Below are 18,277 nucleotides of genomic sequence, written 5' to 3'. Positions count from 1 at the left end.
GAAAGGTAAAGCGATGTTTGGCGAGAAGTTCGTGGGTCGGCAAAGTCCGATGGTGCTCGTGCTGGGACTGGGTGAATCCGGTCTGGCGATGGCGCGCTGGTGCGCCAGGCACGGCTGCCGCCTGCGTATCGCCGACACGCGCGAGACGCCGCCCAATCTCTCCGAATTGGCCGTCCACAAGATCGATGCGGACTTCGTCGGCGGCGCCTTCACGCCCGAATTGCTGGACGGCGGCATCGAGCTGGTCGCGATCAGCCCGGGGCTGTCGCCGCTCGCGGAAGACCTCGCGCCGCTGATCGCCGCTGCCAACGAGCGCGGCATTCCGGTGTGGGGCGAACTCGAACTGTTCGCGCAGGCGCTTGCCGGGCTCGGCGCGAATGGCTATGCGCCGAAGGTGCTGGCGATCACCGGCACCAACGGCAAGACCACGACCACCGCGCTCACCGGCCTCTTGTGCGAGCGCGCGGGCAAGACGGTGGCGGTGGCGGGCAACATCAGCCCGGCCATGCTCGACAAGCTGACCGAAGCCATCGACCAGACCGCGCTGCCTGACGTGTGGGTGCTCGAACTGTCGAGCTTCCAGCTGGAAACCGCGCACACATTCGCGCCGGACGCCGCCGCGGTGCTCAACATCACGCAGGATCACCTCGACTGGCACGGCGGCCTCGATGCCTACGCCGCCGCGAAGGGCCGCATCTTCGGGCCGCGCACGGTGCGCGTGCTGAACCGCGACGACTCGCGCACCATGGCGCTCGCGAAGAACATCGCGCAGGACCGCGTGGTGAGCTTCGGCCTGAACGAGCCGTCGTTCGTCGGCGACTACGGGCTGCTGCGTGACAACGGCATGCTGTGGCTGGTGGCAGGCATCGATCAGGACGCCTCGGGCGAGCCCGCGCCGTCGCGTCGCCGCAAGCAGGAAGCCGCCGAGCCGAACCTCGTGTCGAAGCGTCTGATGCCCGCCGACGCGCTGCGCATCCGCGGCCTGCACAACGCGGCGAACGCGCTGGCCGCGCTGGCGCTCGCGCGCGCGATCGACCTGCCGCTCGCGGCGCTGCTGCACGGGCTGCGTGAATATCGTGGCGAGCCGCATCGCGTGGAAGTGATCGCGCAGATCGACGGCGTCGATTACGTCGACGACAGCAAGGGCACCAATGTCGGCGCCACGGTCGCGGCGCTCGACGGCCTCGCGCAACGCGTCGTGCTGATCGCCGGCGGCGACGGCAAGGGCCAGGACTTCTCGCCGCTCGAAGCGCCGGTCGGCCGCTGGGCGCGCGCGGTGATGCTGATCGGCCGCGACGCGCCGCGCCTGCGCGAGACGCTCGCCGCCACCGGCGTCGCGCTGGAAGACCACGCCACGCTCGAAGCGGCGACGAACGCCGCCGCGCGCATCGCGGAAGCCGGCGACGCCGTGCTGCTCTCGCCCGCGTGCGCGAGCCTCGACATGTTCAAGAACTACGCACATCGCGCCGACGTGTTTCGCGGCGCGGTCGAAGAAATCGCCGCCGCGCGGGGAGTGATGCTATGAGCTGGACGGAACGCTTCGGATCGAAACTGACGGGCCAGCGCAACGTGGTCTCGCACGACTCGCTCGCGGGCCGCACGGACTCCGGCATGCGTTCGCGCCGCGAAAGCGCGGGCGGCATTTCGAGCGCGGTGAACGGCGTGCGTCCCGCGCGCTCGCGCATGCTCGACTATGACTATTCGCTGTTGTGGGTGACGATCGCGCTGCTCGGCCTGGGCGTGGTGATGGTGTATTCGGCGTCCATCGCGATGCCGGATTCGCCGAAGTATTCGAGCTACCGCGACTGGCACTTCCTCGTGCGCCACCTGATCTCGATTGCGACAGCGCTCGTCGGCGCGGTGATCGCCTTCAAGATTCCGATCAAGGTCTGGGAAAAGTACGCGCCGAAGTTCTTCCTCATCTCGCTGGTGCTGCTGATCATCGTGCTGATCCCGCACATCGGCAAGGGCGTGAACGGCGCGCGCCGCTGGATTCCGCTCGGCATCACGAACATGCAGCCGTCGGAAATCATGAAGCTCGCGGTGACCATCTACGCCGCGAACTACACCGTGCGCAAGCAGGAGTTCATGCACAGCTTCGGCAAGGGCTTCCTGCCGATGGCCGTCGCGGTCGGTTTCGTCGGCGCGCTGCTGCTGCTCGAACCGGACATGGGCGCGTTCATGGTGATCGCGGCCATCGCGATGGGCGTGCTGTTCCTCGGCGGCGTGAACGGCAAGCTGTTCGGCGGCCTGGTGGCAACGGCCGTCGGCACCTTCGCGCTGCTGGTGTGGGCGTCGCCGTGGCGTCGCGAACGGATCTTCGCCTACCTCGATCCGTGGGACGACCGTTACGCGCAAGGCAAGGCTTATCAGCTGACGCACTCGCTGATCGCGTTCGGACGCGGCGAGTGGTTCGGCGTCGGACTCGGCGGCAGTGTCGAGAAGCTCAACTACCTGCCGGAAGCGCATACCGACTTCATCCTGGCTGTGATCGGCGAGGAGCTTGGTTTCGTCGGCGTGATCTGCGTGATCCTGCTGTTCTACTGGATCGTGCGCCGTGCGTTCGAGATCGGTCGCCAGGCGCTCGCGCTCGACCGCACCTTCGCCGGCCTGATGGCCAAGGGCGTGGGCATCTGGTTTGGCGCGCAGACCTTCATCAACATGGGGGTGAACCTCGGCCTCCTGCCGACCAAGGGTCTCACGCTGCCGCTCGTCAGCTACGGCGGCTCGGGCATTCTGCTGAACTGCGTCGCGCTGGCGGTGCTGCTGCGCGTCGACTATGAAAACCGGGTGCTGATGCGCGGAGGAAAAGTATGAGCGCGCGACGCGACCGCACCTTGATGGTGATGGCGGGCGGCACCGGGGGCCATGTGTTCCCGGGGCTCGCGGTCGCGCACTGGATGCAGTCGCGCGGCTGGCGCGTGGTATGGCTCGGCAACGCGTCCGGCATGGAGGCGACGCTCGTGCCGAAGCACGGCATTCCGATGGAATACGTGCGCTTCGGCGGCGTGCGCGGCAAGGGTCTCAAGACCAAGCTGATGCTGCCGGTGAACCTGCTGCGCGCCTGCACGCAGAGTCTCGCTGCGCTGCGCCGCGTGAAGCCGGATGTGGTGCTCGGCATGGGCGGCTACATCACGTTTCCGGCGGGCATCATGACGAAGCTCGCGGGCTGCCCGCTCGTGCTGCACGAACAGAATTCGATCGCCGGACTCGCGAACAAGCTGCTCGCGCATCTCGCGAAGCGCGTGCTGGTGGCGTTCCCCAATGCTCTGCCGAATGCGGAATGGACGGGTAATCCGATCCGTGCGGAACTAACCAGCGCTTTGCCACCCAAAGAACGCTACGCCGCGCGTTCCGGACGCCTGAATGTGCTCGTCGTCGGCGGCAGTCTTGGTGCTGCGGCGCTGAACGAAACCGTGCCGAAGGCGCTCGCGCTGCTCGCATCGGACCAGCGTCCGCGCATCGTGCATCAGGCGGGCGCGAAGCATATTGCGGCGCTCGAAGCACATTACGCGGCGGTGGGCCTCGTGCAGGACGAAGACCTGCAACTCGTGCCGTTCATCGAAGACATGGCCAGCGCCTATGCGGCGGCGGATCTCGTGATCTGCCGCTCGGGCGCCATGACCGTTTCCGAAATTGCGGCCGTGGGCGTGGCTGCGTTGTTCGTGCCGTTCCCGTTCGCCGTCGACGATCACCAGACGACCAACGGCGCGTTCCTCGCGAAGAACGGCGCGGCCGAGCTGATACAACAACATGATTTGTCGGCGCAAAAGCTCGCCGACTGGTTGCGCGTACAGACCCGCGACACGCTGGCCGGAATGGCCGTGCGTTCACGCGAGCTGGCGAAGCCGGACGCGACCGAGAAGGTCGCGAGTATTTGCGCCGACGTGGCGGGCGCGCGTTTCGACGCGCATGCTCGGGAGGCACACTGAATGAAACATATCGTCAAGCATATTCACTTCGTCGGGATCGGCGGCGCGGGCATGAGCGGCATCGCCGAAGTGCTGCTCAATCTCGGCTACCACGTCAGCGGCTCGGATCTCTCGAACGGCCCGGTGACCGAACGCCTGCGCGCACTCGGCGCGCGTGTCGAGATCGGCCATCACGAGCACAACATCGAAGGCGCGAACGCGGTCGTCGTGTCGACGGCCGTGCGTTCCGACAATCCCGAAGTGCTGGCCGCGCGCCATCGCCGCGTGCCCATCGTGCCGCGCGCCGTGATGCTCGCGGAGCTGATGCGCCTGAAGCAGGGCATCGCGATTGCCGGCACGCACGGCAAGACCACGACCACCTCGCTCGTCGCGAGCGTGCTGGCGGCGGGCGGGCTCGATCCGACCTTCGTGATCGGCGGGCGTCTCAACAGCGCGGGCGCGAACGCGCGGCTCGGCACCGGCGACTTCATCGTGGCCGAAGCGGACGAGTCGGATGCGTCGTTCCTGAATCTGTTCCCGGTGATCGAAGTCATCACGAACATCGACGCCGATCACATGGACACCTACGGCCACGACTTCGCGCGGCTCAAGCAGGCGTTCATCGAGTTCACGCACCGTCTGCCGTTCTACGGCATCGCGGTGCTGTGCGTCGACGATCCGAACGTGCGCGAGATCCTGCCGTTCGTATCGAAGCCGATCATCCGCTATGGCCTCGGCGCGGAAGCCGAAGTGCGCGCGGTGAACGTCGAGGCGCGCAATGGCCGCATGCATTTCACGACGCTGCGCACCGACGCGCCGTCGCTCGACATCGTGCTGAACCTGCCGGGTACGCACAACGTGCAGAACGCGCTCGCGGCCATTGCGATTGCGACTGAACTCGAAGTGCCGGATGCCGATATCCAGCGTGCGCTCGCCGAATTCAACGGCGTGGGCCGGCGCTTCCAGCGCTACGGCGAAGTGAACGCGAACGCAGGCGAAGGCGCGTACACGCTGATCGACGACTACGGTCATCACCCGGTGGAAATGGCCGCGACCATCGCGGCGGCGCGCGGCGCGTTTCCGGGGCGCCGTCTGGTGCTGGCGTTCCAGCCGCATCGCTTCACGCGCACGCGCGACTGCTTCGAAGACTTCGTGAAGGTGCTGTCGACGGTCGATGCCCTCGTGCTCACCGAGGTGTACTCCGCGGGCGAAGCGCCGATCGTCGCCGCCGACGGCCGGGCGCTCGCGCGGGCCATTCGGGTGGCGGGCAAGGTCGAGCCGGTGTTCGTCGACACGGTGGACGAGATGCCGGATGCGATCACGACGCTCGCGCGCAACGGCGATGTGGTGATCACGATGGGCGCGGGTTCCATCGGCGGGGTGTGCGGCAAGCTCGCCAATGCCACAAGCACGACGAGCGGTCAGAACTGACATGACAGACGTAACGAGCAATCAAGTGAATCGAATCGATCCGAAACTCTTCGGCAAAGTCGCGGTGCTGCTGGGCGGTCATTCCGCCGAGCGCGAGGTGTCGCTCAACTCCGGGCGGCTCGTGCTCGAAGGTCTGCGCGCCGCCGGCGTGGATGCGCATCCGTTCGACCCGGCCGAGCGTCCGCTGGCGGAACTGAAGAGCGAAGGCTTCGAGCGCGCTTTCATCGCGCTGCACGGCGGTTACGGCGAGAACGGACAGTTGCAGGGCGCGCTGGATTTCTACGGCATCCGTTATACGGGCAGCGGCGTGCTGGGTTCCGCGCTCGGCATGGACAAGCTGCGCACCAAGCTCGTGTGGCAGCAGACCGGCATCCCGACGCCGCCGTTCGAAACCGTCTTCCGCGACGAAGACTATGAAGCGCGCGCGCAGGACATCATCGCGAAGCTCGGCTTGCCGCTCTTCGTGAAGCCGGCGAGCGAAGGGTCGAGCGTCGCGGTCATCAAGGTGAAGAGCGCCGAAACGCTCGGCGCGGCGCTGGCGGAAGCCGCGCGTTTCGACAAGATCGTGATCGTCGAGCAGAGCATCGAGGGCGGCGGCGAATACACCTGCTGCATCGCGGGCGACCTGGATTTGCCGGTCATCAAGATCGTGCCGGCCGGCGAGTTCTACGACTATCACGCGAAGTACGTCGCCGACGACACGCAGTACCTGATTCCGTGCGGCCTGACGGAAGCCGAGGAAACGCGCATGAAGCAGTTGACGAAGCGCGCGTTCGACATCCTCGGCTGCACCGACTGGGGCCGCGCCGACTTCATGCTCGACGCCGACGGCAATCCGTATTTCCTGGAAGTGAACACGGCGCCCGGCATGACGGATCACTCGCTGCCGCCGAAAGCCGCGCGTGCGGTCGGCATCAGCTACAGCGATCTCGTCGTGCAGGTGCTGTCCCTGACCTTGAAGCAATAAAGCAGCAAAGCAATAAAGCGATCACTCACCGGACCTGTAGCAGCGAAACTATGTGGAACAACGTTCGCCAACTCAACCTCGCCGCCAATGCGCTGCACGTCGTACTCGTGCTGCTGCTGCTGGGCGCCGCGGGTTACTGGGCGATCCAGCGTCCCGAGTTCCGGCTGCGCGAAATCCAGATCGACGGCGACACGACCCACATCAGTTCGCCGGTGATCCGTGCGAGCGTGGTCGGGCGCGTGAAGGGCAATTTCTTCACGGTGGACCTGGATTCGGCGCGGACCGCGTTCGAACAGGTTCCGTGGGTGCGGCATGCGAGCGTGCGCCGGGTCTGGCCGAACGCGCTTGCAGTGACGCTCGAGGAATACAAGCCGCTCGGCACGTGGGGCACGGATCAGCTGGTGAGCACGGACGGCGAGTTGTTCACCGCGAACCAGGGCGAGCTGGACGACGACCTGCCCGCGTTCGACGGACCGGAAGGCACCGCGAAGGAAGTGGTCGCGCGCTATCACGACTTCGAGAAGTGGTTCGCGCCGCTGGATGCGAAGCCGGACGAAGTGACGCTGTCGCCGCGTTTCGCGTGGACGGTGAAGCTCTCGAACGGCATGCAGGTCGAACTCGGGCGTGAGCGCAATCAGGACACGCTGCTCGAGCGCAGCAAGCGCTTCGTCGCGTCGTGGCCGGCGGTCACGGGGCGCTGGGGCAAGGAGATCGAATATGCGGATTTGCGTTACCCGAACGGCTTCGCGATACGAGCAGCGAACATGCGCTTCATCAATGACACCGACAAGGCCAAGAAGTAAGCAGACATCACGGGCATGAGCACGCTATGAGCAAAGACTACAAAGACCTGCTGGTTTCCCTCGACATCGGAACGTCGAAGGTGGTCGCGATCGTCGCCGAACTGAAGGGCGAAGGCCACTATGAGGTGATCGGACTCGGTCAGGCCGACTCGAAGGGGTTGAAGAAGGGCGTCGTGGTCAATATCGAGGCCACGGTGCAGTCCATCCAGCGCGCGCTGGAGGAAGCCGAGCTGATGGCCGACTGCAAGATCACGAACGTCTTCACCGGCATCGCGGGCAGCCATATCCGCAGCTTCAATTCGAGCGGCATGGTGGCGATCAAGGACAAGGAAGTCACGCAGGCGGACGTCGCGCGCGTGATCGAAACGGCCAAGGCGATCAACATCCCGACCGACCAGCAGGTGCTGCACATCCTGACGCAGGAATTCATCATCGACGGCCAGGAAGACGTGCGCGAGCCGATCGGCATGAGCGGCATCCGGCTGGAAGTGAAGGTGCACATCGTCACGGGCGCGGTGAGCGCGGCGCAGAACATCGTCAAGTGCGTGCGCCGCTGCGGCCTCGAAGTGAACGACCTCGTGCTGCAGCCGCTGGCGTCGTCGCTGGCGGTGCTGACCGAGGACGAGAAGGAACTGGGCGTGGTGCTCGTCGATATCGGCGGCGGCACGACTGACATCGCCATCTTCAGCGAAGGCGCGATCCGCCACACAGCCGTGATCCCCATCGCCGGCGACCAGATCACGAGCGACGTCGCCATGGCGCTGCGCACGCCGACGCCCGACGCGGAAGACATCAAGGTGAGCTACGGCATCGCGAAGCAGGCGCTCGCCGATCCGGACGAAATGATCGAAGTGCCGGGACTCGGCGAACGCGGCCCGCGCACGCTGTCGCGCCAGGCGCTGGCGGCGGTGGTCGAGCCGCGCGTCGAGGAGCTGTTCTCGCTGGTGCAGCAGGTGGTGCGCGAGTCGGGCTACGAAGAGCTGCTGTCGAGCGGCGTCGTGCTGACCGGCGGCGCCGCGATGATGCCCGGCATGGTCGAACTCGGCGAAGACATCTTCCTGAAGCCGGTGCGCATCGGCGTGCCGGAATACGCGGGCGGTCTCGCGGACGTGGTGCGCAATCCGCGCTACTCCACCGCGATGGGCCTGCTCGCCGAAGGACGCTCGCAACGCATGCGCGGCCGCAAGGTCGCGGTGCAGAACGGATCGATGGGACAAGTTTTTACGAGGATGAAGGACTGGTTCCTCGGGAATTTCTGACGAATACGCAGCAAACGAATTACGCGCTGGTACCGGCGGCTGGCGCGCGATGTGAGGTTGCCCGATCTCTCATCGAATAACGCCGATCTTCATTCTTGACGGAGGCAACATGGATTTCGAAATGCTGGAAACGGAAACCAACGGCACGATCATCAAGGTCGTGGGTGTTGGTGGTGCGGGCGGTAATGCAGTTCAGCACATGATCAACCGCGGTGTGCAGGGCGTCGACTTCATCGTGATGAACACCGACGCGCAGGCGCTGGCCCGTTCGCGCGCGCCGACGGTGCTGCAACTGGGCATGACCGGTCTCGGCGCAGGCGCCAAGCCTGAGAAGGGCAAGGAAGCGGCGGAAGATGCACGCGAGCGTGTCGCCGATGCACTGCGCGGCGCGCACATGGTGTTCATCACGGCAGGCATGGGCGGCGGCACGGGCACGGGCGCGGCGCCGGTGGTCGCGCAGATCGCCAAGGAAATGGGCATTCTGACGGTCGGTGTGGTGAGCAAGCCGTTCGAGTTCGAAGGCGGCCGCCGCATGCGTGTTGCAGAAGCTGGTTCGCAGCAACTGGAGGATCACGTCGACTCGCTGATCGTCGTGCTGAACGACAAGCTGTTCGAGGTGATGGGCGATGACGCCGAGATGGACAAGTGCTTCCAGTGCGCGGACGACGTGCTGAACAACGCTGTCGCGGGTATCGCTGAAATAATCAATGTCGATGGACTGGTCAACGTCGACTTCGAAGACGTGAAGACCGTGATGGGCGAGCAGGGCAAGGCGATGATGGGCACGGCGACGGTTGCCGGCGTCGATCGCGCGCGTCTGGCTGCCGAGCAGGCTGTTGCCAGCCCGCTGCTGGAGGGTGTGGATCTGTCGGGTGCGCGCGGCGTGCTGGTGAATATCACGTCGAGCCGTTCGCTGCGTCTGTCGGAAACGCGTGAAGTGATGAACACCATCAAGTCCTACGCGGCTGACGATGCCACCGTGATCTTCGGTGCAGTGTATGACGACGCAATGGGCGACGCCCTGCGCGTGACGGTGGTGGCGACGGGTCTGGGCCGCGCGGCGAAGAAGCAGCAGCAAGCGCCGATGACCCTGCTCCGTACCGGCACCGACAACCAGCCGATCGCACACGGTCCGCAAACGGCGCACAATTCGTACGGTTCGCAGCACGGCCAGTCGACCACGGATTATGGTCAGCTCGACACCCCGGCGGTGTGGCGTTCGACGCGCGAGACGGCGGCATCGCATGTGCAGGCTTTGCAGGAAAAGGGTGTCGATACGTATGACATTCCGGCGTTCCTGCGCAAGCAGGCCGACTGAGCGTCGCGCACGTGATTTGCTGCTGAACGAAGTCTGACGAAGCAGCTCACCGCGTTGCCGCGCCGGACGTCTTGCGCGGTTCATGCAGGCATCACGTGGGGCGACTGTCCAAGGCCGCGTCCTGATTCACAGACGGACGCCGGGCCGTGGCCAGCCGACCCCCACGCTTTCGCTCCCCGAGGCTGGGGAATCCGGATGGAAGCCGCATGACCGTCACGCCGTCGGGCAGGATTCGCGGGACGATGCGATCGCAAGCAGGTTCACGAGCACTGACAAGGGAAGGACCGAGCATGATCAAAGTGGGTGACACGCTGCCGGATGTGCGTCTCTTCGAGTTCATCGAGGAGGCGACGGAAGGCTGCGCCGTGGGACCGAACGGGTTCCAGGCGCGCGAGCGGTGCGCAGGCAAACGCGTGGTGATCTTCGGATTGCCGGGCGCGTTCACGCCGACGTGCTCCGCCAGGCACGTGCCCGGCTATGTCGAGGCGGCGGCGGAGTTGTCCGCTGCCGGCATCGACGAAGTCTGGTGCGTTTCCGTCAACGACGCGTTCGTCATGAGCGCGTGGGGACGCGATCTTCAAACCGCGGGCAAGGTGAAGATGATCGCGGACGGCAGTGCGCGTTTCGCCCAGGCACTCGGACTGGATCAGGATTTGACCGAGCGTGGCATGGGAATCCGTTCCCAGCGTTACGCGATGGTGGTCGACGACGGCGTGGTCAAGACGCTGCACGTCGAAGCGCCCGGCAAGTTCGAAGTCAGCGACGCTCGAAGCATCCTCGCGACGTTGCGCTGATTCCAGCGGCGCCGCGTTGCCGTAGCGCAACGCTGATGGCGCCCTCGTAATCCGCCGCAACTTGGGGCCGATGACCGGAAATGCCTCCATTCCGGGCATCGGCCCGTTCTACTTTCAAAAATGCCGCGCGCGAGTAACACAGGGAAACAGTTGATACGTCCCGAAGCACGACGGCGCCTGGCGAATAGAGTATAATTCGGCCTATTGGAATAAAGTGAGTGATTGATTCTCTTTATAGGGAATGTAAATCGGAAAAGAACATCATGTTGAAGCAGCGAACAATCAAGACCGTCGTCAAGACCGTGGGAATCGGGCTCCATTCCGGCCGCAAGGTCGAGCTGACCCTGAAGCCCGCGCCGGCTGACACGGGCATCGTGTTTTCGCGCATCGATTTGCCCCAGGCAGTCGATATCCCCGCGTCCGCGATGTCGATCGGCGATACCCGGCTCGCGTCCGTGTTGCAGAAGGACGGGGCGCGCGTGTCCACAATCGAGCACTTGATGTCGGCGTGCGCGGGCCTCGGCATCGACAATCTGTACGTCGATGTCACCGCCGAGGAAATCCCGATCATGGACGGCAGCGCGGCTTCCTTCGTGTTCCTGATCCAGTCGGCGGGTATCGAAGAGCAGAATTCGCCGAAGAAATTCATCAAGGTGACGAAGCCCGTCGAGGTCCGCGACGGTGACAAGTTCGCCCGTCTCGAGCCGTACTTCGGCTTCAAGCTGAGCTTCACCATCGACTTCCGTCATCCGGCCGTCGACAAGACCGGTCAGGCGCTGGAAGTGGATTTCGCGACCACGTCGTATGTCCGCGAGATCGCCCGGGCCCGCACGTTCGGCTTTGCGCATGAAGTCGAGATGATGCGCGAGCTGGGTCTGGCGCGCGGCGGCAGCATGGACAACGCGATCGTGCTGGACGAATACCGCATCCTGAACAACGACGGCTTGCGTTACGACGACGAGTTCGTCAAGCACAAGATGCTCGACGCGATCGGCGACCTCTACGTGGTGGGACATCCGCTGCTGGCTTCGTACAACGCGTATAAGGGCGGCCACGCGATGAACAACATGCTGCTGCGCGAGTTGCTCGCGCACGAGGATGCCTACGAGATCGTCACGTTCGAGGACAGCAAGCAGGCGCCGCGCGGTTTCGGCTTCGACACGCAAACGGCATTTGCCTGATCAAAGCGGCAGCAGCCGGCGGCAACATGAGATGAGCGACGCGCAAGCGCCGCTCATTTTTTTTGCGTGAGGCGATGACGTGACGCCATTCGCGCCAGCGCTTCCTGAAGTGGCGACGGTTCGAGCGCCTCGGCCAGGTCCTGCAGCGCAGACGCGCCCGCTTGCGACATGCGCGCCTGCTTCGGCTGCGCGGGCTCTTTCATCGGCTGCGGACGCACGCGGATGCGCAACGCATTCACGGCCCAGCCGCGCGCCTGGAGGTCCGAGAGCAGACGGGGTTCGAGATGCCGCAGGCGCGCGGCGAGCGCATTGTGCGCGGCGAACAGCGCCAGCACGCCGTCCTTGATGAAGCCCGGCTCCACGTTCGAAGCAAGATAATCCGGCAGCAGCGCGCCCAGATCGCGCTGCAGAGCGGCAACCTGCTCGACGCCCGCGCGCAACGCCTGGAACGCATCGGTGCGGCCGAGCACGTCGGCGACAGCCTGCGGGCGTCGCGGATCGACCTTCCGGGTGCCTTGCCTTGAATTTGTAGAAAAGCGGCTCATTTTGATGGGTGCGGACCCTGACAGGACCGTTCAAAGACACGTTCGATTGTACGTGAGGCAGACGGCAGCGCTGGACGAGGCCGCAGGAAAACGCAAGGCGCGGCAAGCTTTCGGCGGGTTGACTGTCGCATTGCGCCGACGCGCGCTCAGGCAAGCCGACGCAAGGTCTGCCATAGTCGCGTGCTAAAATTCCCGATTCGAATTTCACCCTATGGACTTAAGTCGCCGAGGTTCTCCGAGCCCGGACGCAGCTTGGTGCTGTCGCCCGTCCGAAGCCGCGACGCAGACACTGATCCGATGACGACCGGTTTCCTTCAAAAGATTTTTGGCAGCCGCAATCAGCGGCTGGTCAAGCAGTACCAAAAGACCGTTGCGGCGATCAATGCGCTCGAGCCGACCGTCGAGAAGTATTCGGACGATCAACTGCGCGCCAAGACCGACGAATTCCGTCAACGTGTCGCGGGCGGAGAGTCGCTGGACGTGATCTTGCCCGAGGCGTTCGCGGTGTGCCGCGAAGCCAGCCGGCGCGTGCTGAAGATGCGTCACTTCGACGTCCAGCTGATCGGCGGCATGGTCCTGCACTACGGCAAGATCGCGGAAATGCGCACCGGCGAAGGCAAGACGCTCGTCGCCACGCTCGCGGCGTATCTGAATGCGCTGTCGGGCCGCGGTGTGCACGTCGTCACGGTGAACGACTACCTCGCGCAGCGTGATGCCGAATGGATGGCGCGCCTCTACAACTTCCTCGGCCTGTCCTGCGGCGTGAATCTCTCGCAGATGGCGCACGAGCAGAAGCAGGAAGCCTACGCCGCGGACATCACGTACGGCACCAACAACGAATTCGGCTTCGACTACCTGCGCGACAACATGGTCTACGAGCCGAACGCGCGGGTGCAGCGTCCGCTCAACTTCGCGATCGTCGACGAAGTGGACTCCATCCTGATCGACGAAGCGCGTACGCCGCTCATCATCTCCGGCCAGGCGGAAGACCATACGGACCTGTACGTCCGCATGAACGCGCTGCCGCCGCTGCTCGAACAGCAGATCGGCGAGGAAAAGGCCGACGGCACCGGCGTCGAGAAGCCGGGCGACTACACGCTGGACGAAAAGGCGCGTCAGGTGTTCCTGACCGAATCGGGCCACGAGAAGGCCGAGCGCCTGCTGGCCGAGTGGGGCCTGATCGGCGAGGGCGAAAGCCTCTACGCGCCGCAGAACATCACGCTGATGCACCACGTGTACGCCGCACTGCGCGCGCACACGCTGTTCCATCGCGACCAGCACTACGTGGTGCAGAACGGCGAAGTCGTGATCGTCGACGAATTCACCGGCCGCATGATGACCGGCCGCCGCTGGTCGGACGGCCTGCATCAGGCTGTGGAAGCGAAAGAGCACGTGCAGATCCAGGCCGAGAACCAGACGCTCGCCTCCATCACGCTGCAGAACTACTTCCGCATGTACGCGAAGCTGTCCGGCATGACCGGCACGGCGGACACGGAAGCCTACGAATTCAACGAGATCTACGGTCTCGAAACGGTCGTGATCCCGACCAACCGGCCGCCGAAGCGCGTCGACAAGCAGGATCAGATCTACAAGACCTCAAAAGAGCGCTACGACGCGGTGATCCGCGACATCCAGGACTGTGTCGAGCGCGGTCAGCCTACGCTGGTCGGCACGACGTCGATCGAAGCGTCCGAACTGCTGTCGGACCTGCTCGGCAAGGCCGGCGTGCGTCACGAAGTCCTCAACGCGAAGCAGCACGCACGTGAAGCGGCCATCGTCGCGGAAGCGGGGCGTCCGGGCGTCGTCACCATCGCGACGAACATGGCCGGCCGCGGCACCGACATCGTGCTGGGCGGCAACGTCGAGAAGCAGGCGTCGTTCATCGAGGCGGATCTTTCAATTCCCGAAGACGAGAAAGCCGCGCGCATCCAGAAGCTGCACGACGAATGGCAGACGCTGCACGACAATGTGAAGGCCGCGGGCGGCCTTCACATCATCGGCACCGAGCGTCACGAGTCGCGCCGTATCGACAACCAGCTGCGCGGCCGTGCCGGCCGTCAGGGCGATCCGGGTTCGTCGCGCTTCTATCTGTCGCTGGACGATCCGCTGCTGCGCATCTTCGCGGGCGACCGCGTGCGCGCCATCATGGATCGTCTGAAGATGCCGGAAGGCGAGCCGATCGAAGCGGGCATGGTCACGCGTTCCATCGAGGGCGCGCAGCGCAAGGTCGAAGCGCGCAACTTCGACATCCGCAAGCAGCTGCTCGAATACGACGACGTCTCCAACGACCAGCGCAAGGTGATCTACCAGCAGCGCAACGAACTGCTCGAAGCCAACGACGTGCAGGAAACCATCGCGGCGATGCGCCAGAGCGTGATCGGCGACGTGGTGCGCACGTTCGTGCCGGCGGGCAGCATCGAGGAGCAGTGGGAAGCGCCCGAGCTGGAAGAGGTGCTGCGCAACGAGTGGTCGCTGGATCTCGCGGTGCAGGAGATGATCAACGAGTCGAATTCGATCGACGCCGAGGAAATCTCCGAAGCCGTGCTCGCCGCCGCCGACGAAGCGTATGAAGCGAAGGTGACGCTGGTGGGCCGCGAATCGTTCAGCGCGTTCGAGCGTTCGATCATGCTGCAGACGCTCGACAGCCGCTGGCGCGAGCATCTGGCCGCGCTCGATCACCTGCGTCAGGGCATCCATCTGCGCGGCTATGCGCAGAAGAATCCGAAGCAGGAATACAAGCGCGAGGCGTTTGAACTCTTCGCCGCGATGCTCGATTCCGTGAAGCAGGAAGTGACGCGGGTCGTGATGAACGTGCAGATCCAGTCGCCGGAACAACTGGAAGAAGCGGCCGAGCAGTACGAAGAGAAGGGCAGCCATCTGGAGAACGTGTCGTTCCAGCACGCGGACTTCAACGCGCCCGCCGCCGAACCCACCCCGGCCGCCAGCGCCGCGAACGCCGCCGCGCAGATGGTCAGCCAGGCCATGGCGGGCGCGGGCAGCGAGGACGTCAGCGTCGTGACGCGCGGTGTCGACGACGTGCCGAAGGTCGGCCGCAACGATCCCTGCCCGTGCGGCAGCGGGAAGAAGTACAAAAACTGTCACGGCAAGCTGGCTTAATCGCTGCTGACACAGAACAAGCGACGCAGCGATGCGTCGTTTGTTTTTGCAGATTCCCTTTTTCACGGCGCCGGTCCGGCTCAGCCGGTCCGCGTCAGTCTTTCATCCCGTGCCGGTGCATCCGCCGGCACGCGCCATCCTCAGCGAGACGCGAACATGGCCGTCAACTTTCCCTCGATCGATCCCGCAGCGCTTCATCCCGTCGCCGGCGTCACGCTAGGCTGGGCCGAGGCGAATATCCGCAAGCCCAATCGCAAGGATGTGCTCGTCATCCGCGTCGATGAAGGCGCGAGCGTCGCCGGCGTGTTTACCACGAACCGCTTCTGCGCCGCGCCGGTCATCGTGTGCCGCGAGCATCTCGCGGCGGCGGGTCAAGGCGGCAAGGGCATTCGCGCGCTCGTCGTGAATACCGGCAATGCGAACGCGGGCACGGGCGAGCCGGGCATGGTGATCGCGCGCGAAACCTGCGCGGAACTGGCGCGCCTCGCCGGCCTCGACGCACAACAGATCCTGCCGTTCTCGACCGGCGTGATTCTGGAGCCGCTGCCGCTCGACCGCCTGAAGGCCGGCCTGCCTGCCGCGCTCGCGAACCAGCAGCCGGCGCACTGGTTCGACGCCGCACAGGCCATCATGACGACCGACACGCTGCCGAAGGCCACGTCGCGTCAGGTCACCATCGACGGGCACGTGGTCACGTTGTCGGGCATCAGCAAGGGCGCGGGCATGATCAAGCCGAACATGGCGACGATGCTCGGCTTCCTCGCCTTCGACGCCAACGTCGCGCAGCCGGTGCTCGACGCGCTGGTGAAGCACGTGGCGGATCGCTCGTTCAACTGCATCACGATCGACGGCGATACCTCGACGAACGATTCGTTCATCCTGATCGCGTCGGGCAAGTCGAGCCTGCCCGCCATCACGTCCACCGATTCCCCGGCCTACGCCGCGCTGCGCGATGCCGTGACCGAAGTGGCGCAGGAACTGGCGCAACTCATCGTGCGCGACGGCGAAGGCGCGACCAAGTTCATGACCGTGACCGTCGAAGGCGGCCGCGATGCAGCGGAATGCCGTCAGATTGCCTACGCGATCGGTCATTCGCCGCTCGTGAAGACGGCGTTCTACGCATCGGATCCGAACCTCGGCCGCATTCTCGCGGCGATCGGCTATGCCGGCGTGACGGACCTCGATGTCGGCAAGGTCGATCTCTATCTCGACGACGTGCTGGTCGCGAAAGCGGGCGGGCGCAATCCGGATTACAAGGAAGAAGACGGCCAGCGCGTGATGAAGAAGAGCGAAATCGCGATTCGCGTGCTGCTTGGTCGCGGCAACGCGCAGGCCACCATCTGGACGTGCGATCTCTCGCACGATTACGTGAGCATCAACGCCGACTATCGCTCCTGATCGGGCGGCGCGCAACGATACCGACAATGGACAAGCTCGAACAATTTCTCACGCGCGCCGAAGCAGTGCTCGCGCGCATCGAAGGCATGTTGCCGCCCGCGGCGCCGGACATCGACTGGGAAGCCGCGGTCGCGTTCCGCTGGCGCAAGCGTCAGGGCCGCGGCTTCCTGCAGCCGGTGCCGGCCATTTCGCTCATCTCGCTCGACGACCTGCAGAACATCGATCGCCAGAAAGGGCTGATCCAGCAGAACACGCTGCAATTCGTGAAGAAGCTGCCTGCGAACAATGTGTTGCTGACGGGCGCACGGGGTACGGGCAAGTCGTCGCTGATCAAGGCGTGCCTCAATGCCTACGCGAAGGACGGCCTGCGTCTGATCGAAGTGGACAAGGACGATCTGCACGATCTCGGCGATATCGTCGATCTGATTTCGGCGCGGCCCGAGCGCTTCATCGTGTTCTGCGACGACCTCTCGTTCGAGGAAGGCGAGTCGGGCTACAAGGCGCTGAAGGTGGCGCTCGACGGCTCGGTAGCCGCGCAGTCCGACAACGTGCTGATCTACGCAACCTCGAACCGCCGCCATCTGCTGCCCGAGTACATGAGCGACAACGAGACCTACAAGCACACGTCCGACGGCGAGATTCATCCGGGCGAAGTCGTCGAAGAGAAGATCTCGCTGTCCGAGCGCTTCGGCCTGTGGGTCAGCTTCTACCCGTTCAAGCAGGATGATTACCTGGCGATCGTCGGCCACTGGCTGAAGCATTTCGGCTGCGCTGACGCAGAGATCGAAGGCGCGCGCGGCGATGCGCTGGTGTGGGCGCTCGAACGCGGCTCGCGCTCGGGACGCGTGGCGTGGCAGTTCGCGCGCGACTGGTCGGGACGCAAGCAGTGAGCGGCGCACAGAGCGATCTCGCGCCCGACGGCCGCAAGGTGACGGAAGTGGCCGTCGGCGTGATGGTGCAGCACGACGGCCGCTATTTGCTCGCGCAACGCCCCGCCGGCAAGCCGTATGAGGGTTACTGGGAGTTTCCGGGCGGCAAGCTGGAGGCGGGCGAGAGCATCGAGGCGGCGCTCGGGCGCGAACTGCACGAGGAACTGGGCATCGATGTCACCGCGTGCCAGCTGTGGCGCACGCTCGAGCACGATTACCCGCATGCCTACGTGCGCTTGTTCTTCTGCAAGGTGACGGAGTGGAAGGGCACGCCGCTCGGCCGCGAGGGACAGGCGATTGCGTGGCAGACGCTGCCTGTCGAAGTGGCGCCGCTGCTTCCGGCGGCCATTCCCATTCTGGAATGGCTCGAAGAAGAAGAGCGGGAATAAGACTTTTCGAGGCTCTGATCGAGCTTTAGTTCAGGCCGCCGTGCTGGTCGTCGTCCGGCGGCGTTTCCTGCGCATTCCCCGCGATCTTGTATTTCTCGGCCGCCCACGCGCCGAGATCGATCTGCTTGCAGCGCTCCGAGCAGAACGGGCGAAAGCGGTTTTCAGGGACCCAGCGGACATCCTTGCTGCAGGTCGGGCATTTGACGACAGTGGTCATGACGGGTGCGATTCGAGC

General features: G+C 64.9%; 16 protein-coding genes. 14 read left to right on the top strand and 2 right to left on the bottom strand.

The features are described 5' to 3' along the window. The first annotated feature begins 13 nt into the window (after window positions 1–13). From murD to lpxC, 10 genes are all read left to right on the top strand, one after another. Window positions 14–1,525: a UDP-N-acetylmuramoyl-L-alanine--D-glutamate ligase gene (murD, locus tag QCE69_RS12890; RefSeq protein WP_309918593.1), complete on the top strand. Its 1,512-nt coding sequence runs from the start codon at window positions 14–16 to the stop codon at window positions 1,523–1,525. After that, a complete protein-coding gene (gene ftsW, locus QCE69_RS12885; RefSeq protein WP_309918590.1) occupies window positions 1,522–2,817 on the top strand; it encodes a putative lipid II flippase FtsW in 1,296 nt (431 codons plus the stop codon). The genes murD and ftsW overlap by 4 nt, the downstream gene beginning before the upstream one ends. Continuing rightward, window positions 2,814–3,932, top strand: coding sequence for an undecaprenyldiphospho-muramoylpentapeptide beta-N-acetylglucosaminyltransferase (murG, locus tag QCE69_RS12880; protein WP_309931065.1), 1,119 nt, complete (start codon window positions 2,814–2,816; stop codon window positions 3,930–3,932). The genes ftsW and murG overlap by 4 nt, the downstream gene beginning before the upstream one ends. After that, window positions 3,933–5,342 carry a UDP-N-acetylmuramate--L-alanine ligase gene (murC, locus tag QCE69_RS12875; protein WP_309918585.1) on the top strand — a complete coding sequence of 470 codons (1,410 nt, stop codon included), beginning with the start codon at window positions 3,933–3,935 and terminating at the stop codon, window positions 5,340–5,342. It begins immediately after the preceding gene. A 25-nt stretch (window positions 5,343–5,367) separates the two neighbouring features. Beyond that, entirely contained in the window at window positions 5,368–6,309 is a 942-nt protein-coding gene (locus QCE69_RS12870; RefSeq protein ID WP_309918582.1) for a D-alanine--D-alanine ligase, read from the top strand. Between the two features lie 50 nt (window positions 6,310–6,359). Continuing rightward, on the top strand, window positions 6,360–7,112 hold the full coding sequence (locus QCE69_RS12865) for a cell division protein FtsQ/DivIB (protein WP_309809994.1): 753 nt from the start codon (window positions 6,360–6,362) through the stop codon (window positions 7,110–7,112). 26 nt (window positions 7,113–7,138) lie between these two features. Continuing rightward, the gene (gene ftsA, locus QCE69_RS12860) at window positions 7,139–8,371 is read left to right on the top strand and encodes a cell division protein FtsA (protein WP_309809993.1); all 1,233 of its coding nucleotides are present in this window, start codon (window positions 7,139–7,141) and stop codon (window positions 8,369–8,371) included. Between the two features lie 109 nt (window positions 8,372–8,480). Then, entirely contained in the window at window positions 8,481–9,689 is a 1,209-nt protein-coding gene (gene ftsZ / locus QCE69_RS12855) for a cell division protein FtsZ (protein ID WP_309809990.1), read from the top strand. A 290-nt stretch (window positions 9,690–9,979) separates the two neighbouring features. After that, a complete protein-coding gene (locus tag QCE69_RS12850) occupies window positions 9,980–10,483 on the top strand; it encodes a peroxiredoxin (RefSeq protein ID WP_309918579.1) in 504 nt (167 codons plus the stop codon). 263 nt (window positions 10,484–10,746) lie between these two features. Next, window positions 10,747–11,664, top strand: a complete 918-nt coding sequence (gene lpxC, locus QCE69_RS12845; RefSeq protein ID WP_309918576.1) for a UDP-3-O-acyl-N-acetylglucosamine deacetylase — start codon at window positions 10,747–10,749, stop codon at window positions 11,662–11,664. 53 nt (window positions 11,665–11,717) lie between these two features. On the opposite strand, the gene QCE69_RS12840 is transcribed toward lpxC, so the two are convergent. Continuing rightward, window positions 11,718–12,209 (bottom strand): DUF721 domain-containing protein, encoded by a 492-nt coding sequence (locus tag QCE69_RS12840; RefSeq protein WP_309931063.1) that lies wholly within the window; start codon window positions 12,207–12,209, stop codon window positions 11,718–11,720. A 297-nt stretch (window positions 12,210–12,506) separates the two neighbouring features. Between QCE69_RS12840 and secA the strand changes: the two genes are divergently transcribed. The 4 genes from secA to QCE69_RS12820 all read left to right on the top strand — a co-directional run bounded on the left by secA (window position 12,507) and on the right by QCE69_RS12820 (window position 18,042). Next, entirely contained in the window at window positions 12,507–15,326 is a 2,820-nt protein-coding gene (secA, locus tag QCE69_RS12835; protein WP_309809975.1) for a preprotein translocase subunit SecA, read from the top strand. A 156-nt stretch (window positions 15,327–15,482) separates the two neighbouring features. Continuing rightward, window positions 15,483–16,724, top strand: a complete 1,242-nt coding sequence (argJ, locus tag QCE69_RS12830; RefSeq protein ID WP_309931061.1) for a bifunctional glutamate N-acetyltransferase/amino-acid acetyltransferase ArgJ — start codon at window positions 15,483–15,485, stop codon at window positions 16,722–16,724. A 26-nt stretch (window positions 16,725–16,750) separates the two neighbouring features. Then, window positions 16,751–17,614 carry an ATP-binding protein gene (locus tag QCE69_RS12825; protein WP_309918567.1) on the top strand — a complete coding sequence of 288 codons (864 nt, stop codon included), beginning with the start codon at window positions 16,751–16,753 and terminating at the stop codon, window positions 17,612–17,614. Then, window positions 17,611–18,042, top strand: coding sequence for an NUDIX domain-containing protein (locus QCE69_RS12820; protein WP_309918565.1), 432 nt, complete (start codon window positions 17,611–17,613; stop codon window positions 18,040–18,042). Before QCE69_RS12825 ends, QCE69_RS12820 begins: the two co-directional genes overlap by 4 nt. 25 nt (window positions 18,043–18,067) lie before the next feature. On the opposite strand, the gene yacG is transcribed toward QCE69_RS12820, so the two are convergent. Further along, on the bottom strand, window positions 18,068–18,259 hold the full coding sequence (yacG, locus tag QCE69_RS12815; protein WP_309918562.1) for a DNA gyrase inhibitor YacG: 192 nt from the start codon (window positions 18,257–18,259) through the stop codon (window positions 18,068–18,070). Window positions 18,260–18,277: the final 18 nt, after the last annotated feature.

The organism is Caballeronia sp. LZ032, from assembly GCF_031451315.1.
In the GTDB taxonomy this organism is placed as follows: domain Bacteria; phylum Pseudomonadota; class Gammaproteobacteria; order Burkholderiales; family Burkholderiaceae; genus Caballeronia.
Note: the sequence above shows the minus strand (reverse complement) of the source record. Positions and strands in the feature narration are given on the sequence as shown.

What these genes read in the sequence shown, in the direction of transcription:
- murG (WP_309931065.1), top strand. Translation starts at nt 2,814, where the DNA reads ATGAGCGCGCGACGCGACCGCACCTTGATGGTGATGGCGGGCGGCACC.
- yacG (WP_309918562.1), bottom strand. Translation starts at nt 18,259, where the DNA reads ATGACCACTGTCGTCAAATGCCCGACCTGCAGCAAGGATGTCCGCTGG.
- ftsA (WP_309809993.1), top strand. Translation starts at nt 7,139, where the DNA reads ATGAGCAAAGACTACAAAGACCTGCTGGTTTCCCTCGACATCGGAACG.
- argJ (WP_309931061.1), top strand. Translation starts at nt 15,483, where the DNA reads ATGGCCGTCAACTTTCCCTCGATCGATCCCGCAGCGCTTCATCCCGTC.
- QCE69_RS12865 (WP_309809994.1), top strand. Translation starts at nt 6,360, where the DNA reads ATGTGGAACAACGTTCGCCAACTCAACCTCGCCGCCAATGCGCTGCAC.
- QCE69_RS12840 (WP_309931063.1), bottom strand. Translation starts at nt 12,209, where the DNA reads ATGAGCCGCTTTTCTACAAATTCAAGGCAAGGCACCCGGAAGGTCGAT.
- murC (WP_309918585.1), top strand. Translation starts at nt 3,933, where the DNA reads ATGAAACATATCGTCAAGCATATTCACTTCGTCGGGATCGGCGGCGCG.
- QCE69_RS12850 (WP_309918579.1), top strand. Translation starts at nt 9,980, where the DNA reads ATGATCAAAGTGGGTGACACGCTGCCGGATGTGCGTCTCTTCGAGTTC.
- ftsZ (WP_309809990.1), top strand. Translation starts at nt 8,481, where the DNA reads ATGGATTTCGAAATGCTGGAAACGGAAACCAACGGCACGATCATCAAG.
- murD (WP_309918593.1), top strand. Translation starts at nt 14, where the DNA reads ATGTTTGGCGAGAAGTTCGTGGGTCGGCAAAGTCCGATGGTGCTCGTG.
- lpxC (WP_309918576.1), top strand. Translation starts at nt 10,747, where the DNA reads ATGTTGAAGCAGCGAACAATCAAGACCGTCGTCAAGACCGTGGGAATC.
- QCE69_RS12825 (WP_309918567.1), top strand. Translation starts at nt 16,751, where the DNA reads ATGGACAAGCTCGAACAATTTCTCACGCGCGCCGAAGCAGTGCTCGCG.
- ftsW (WP_309918590.1), top strand. Translation starts at nt 1,522, where the DNA reads ATGAGCTGGACGGAACGCTTCGGATCGAAACTGACGGGCCAGCGCAAC.
- secA (WP_309809975.1), top strand. Translation starts at nt 12,507, where the DNA reads ATGACGACCGGTTTCCTTCAAAAGATTTTTGGCAGCCGCAATCAGCGG.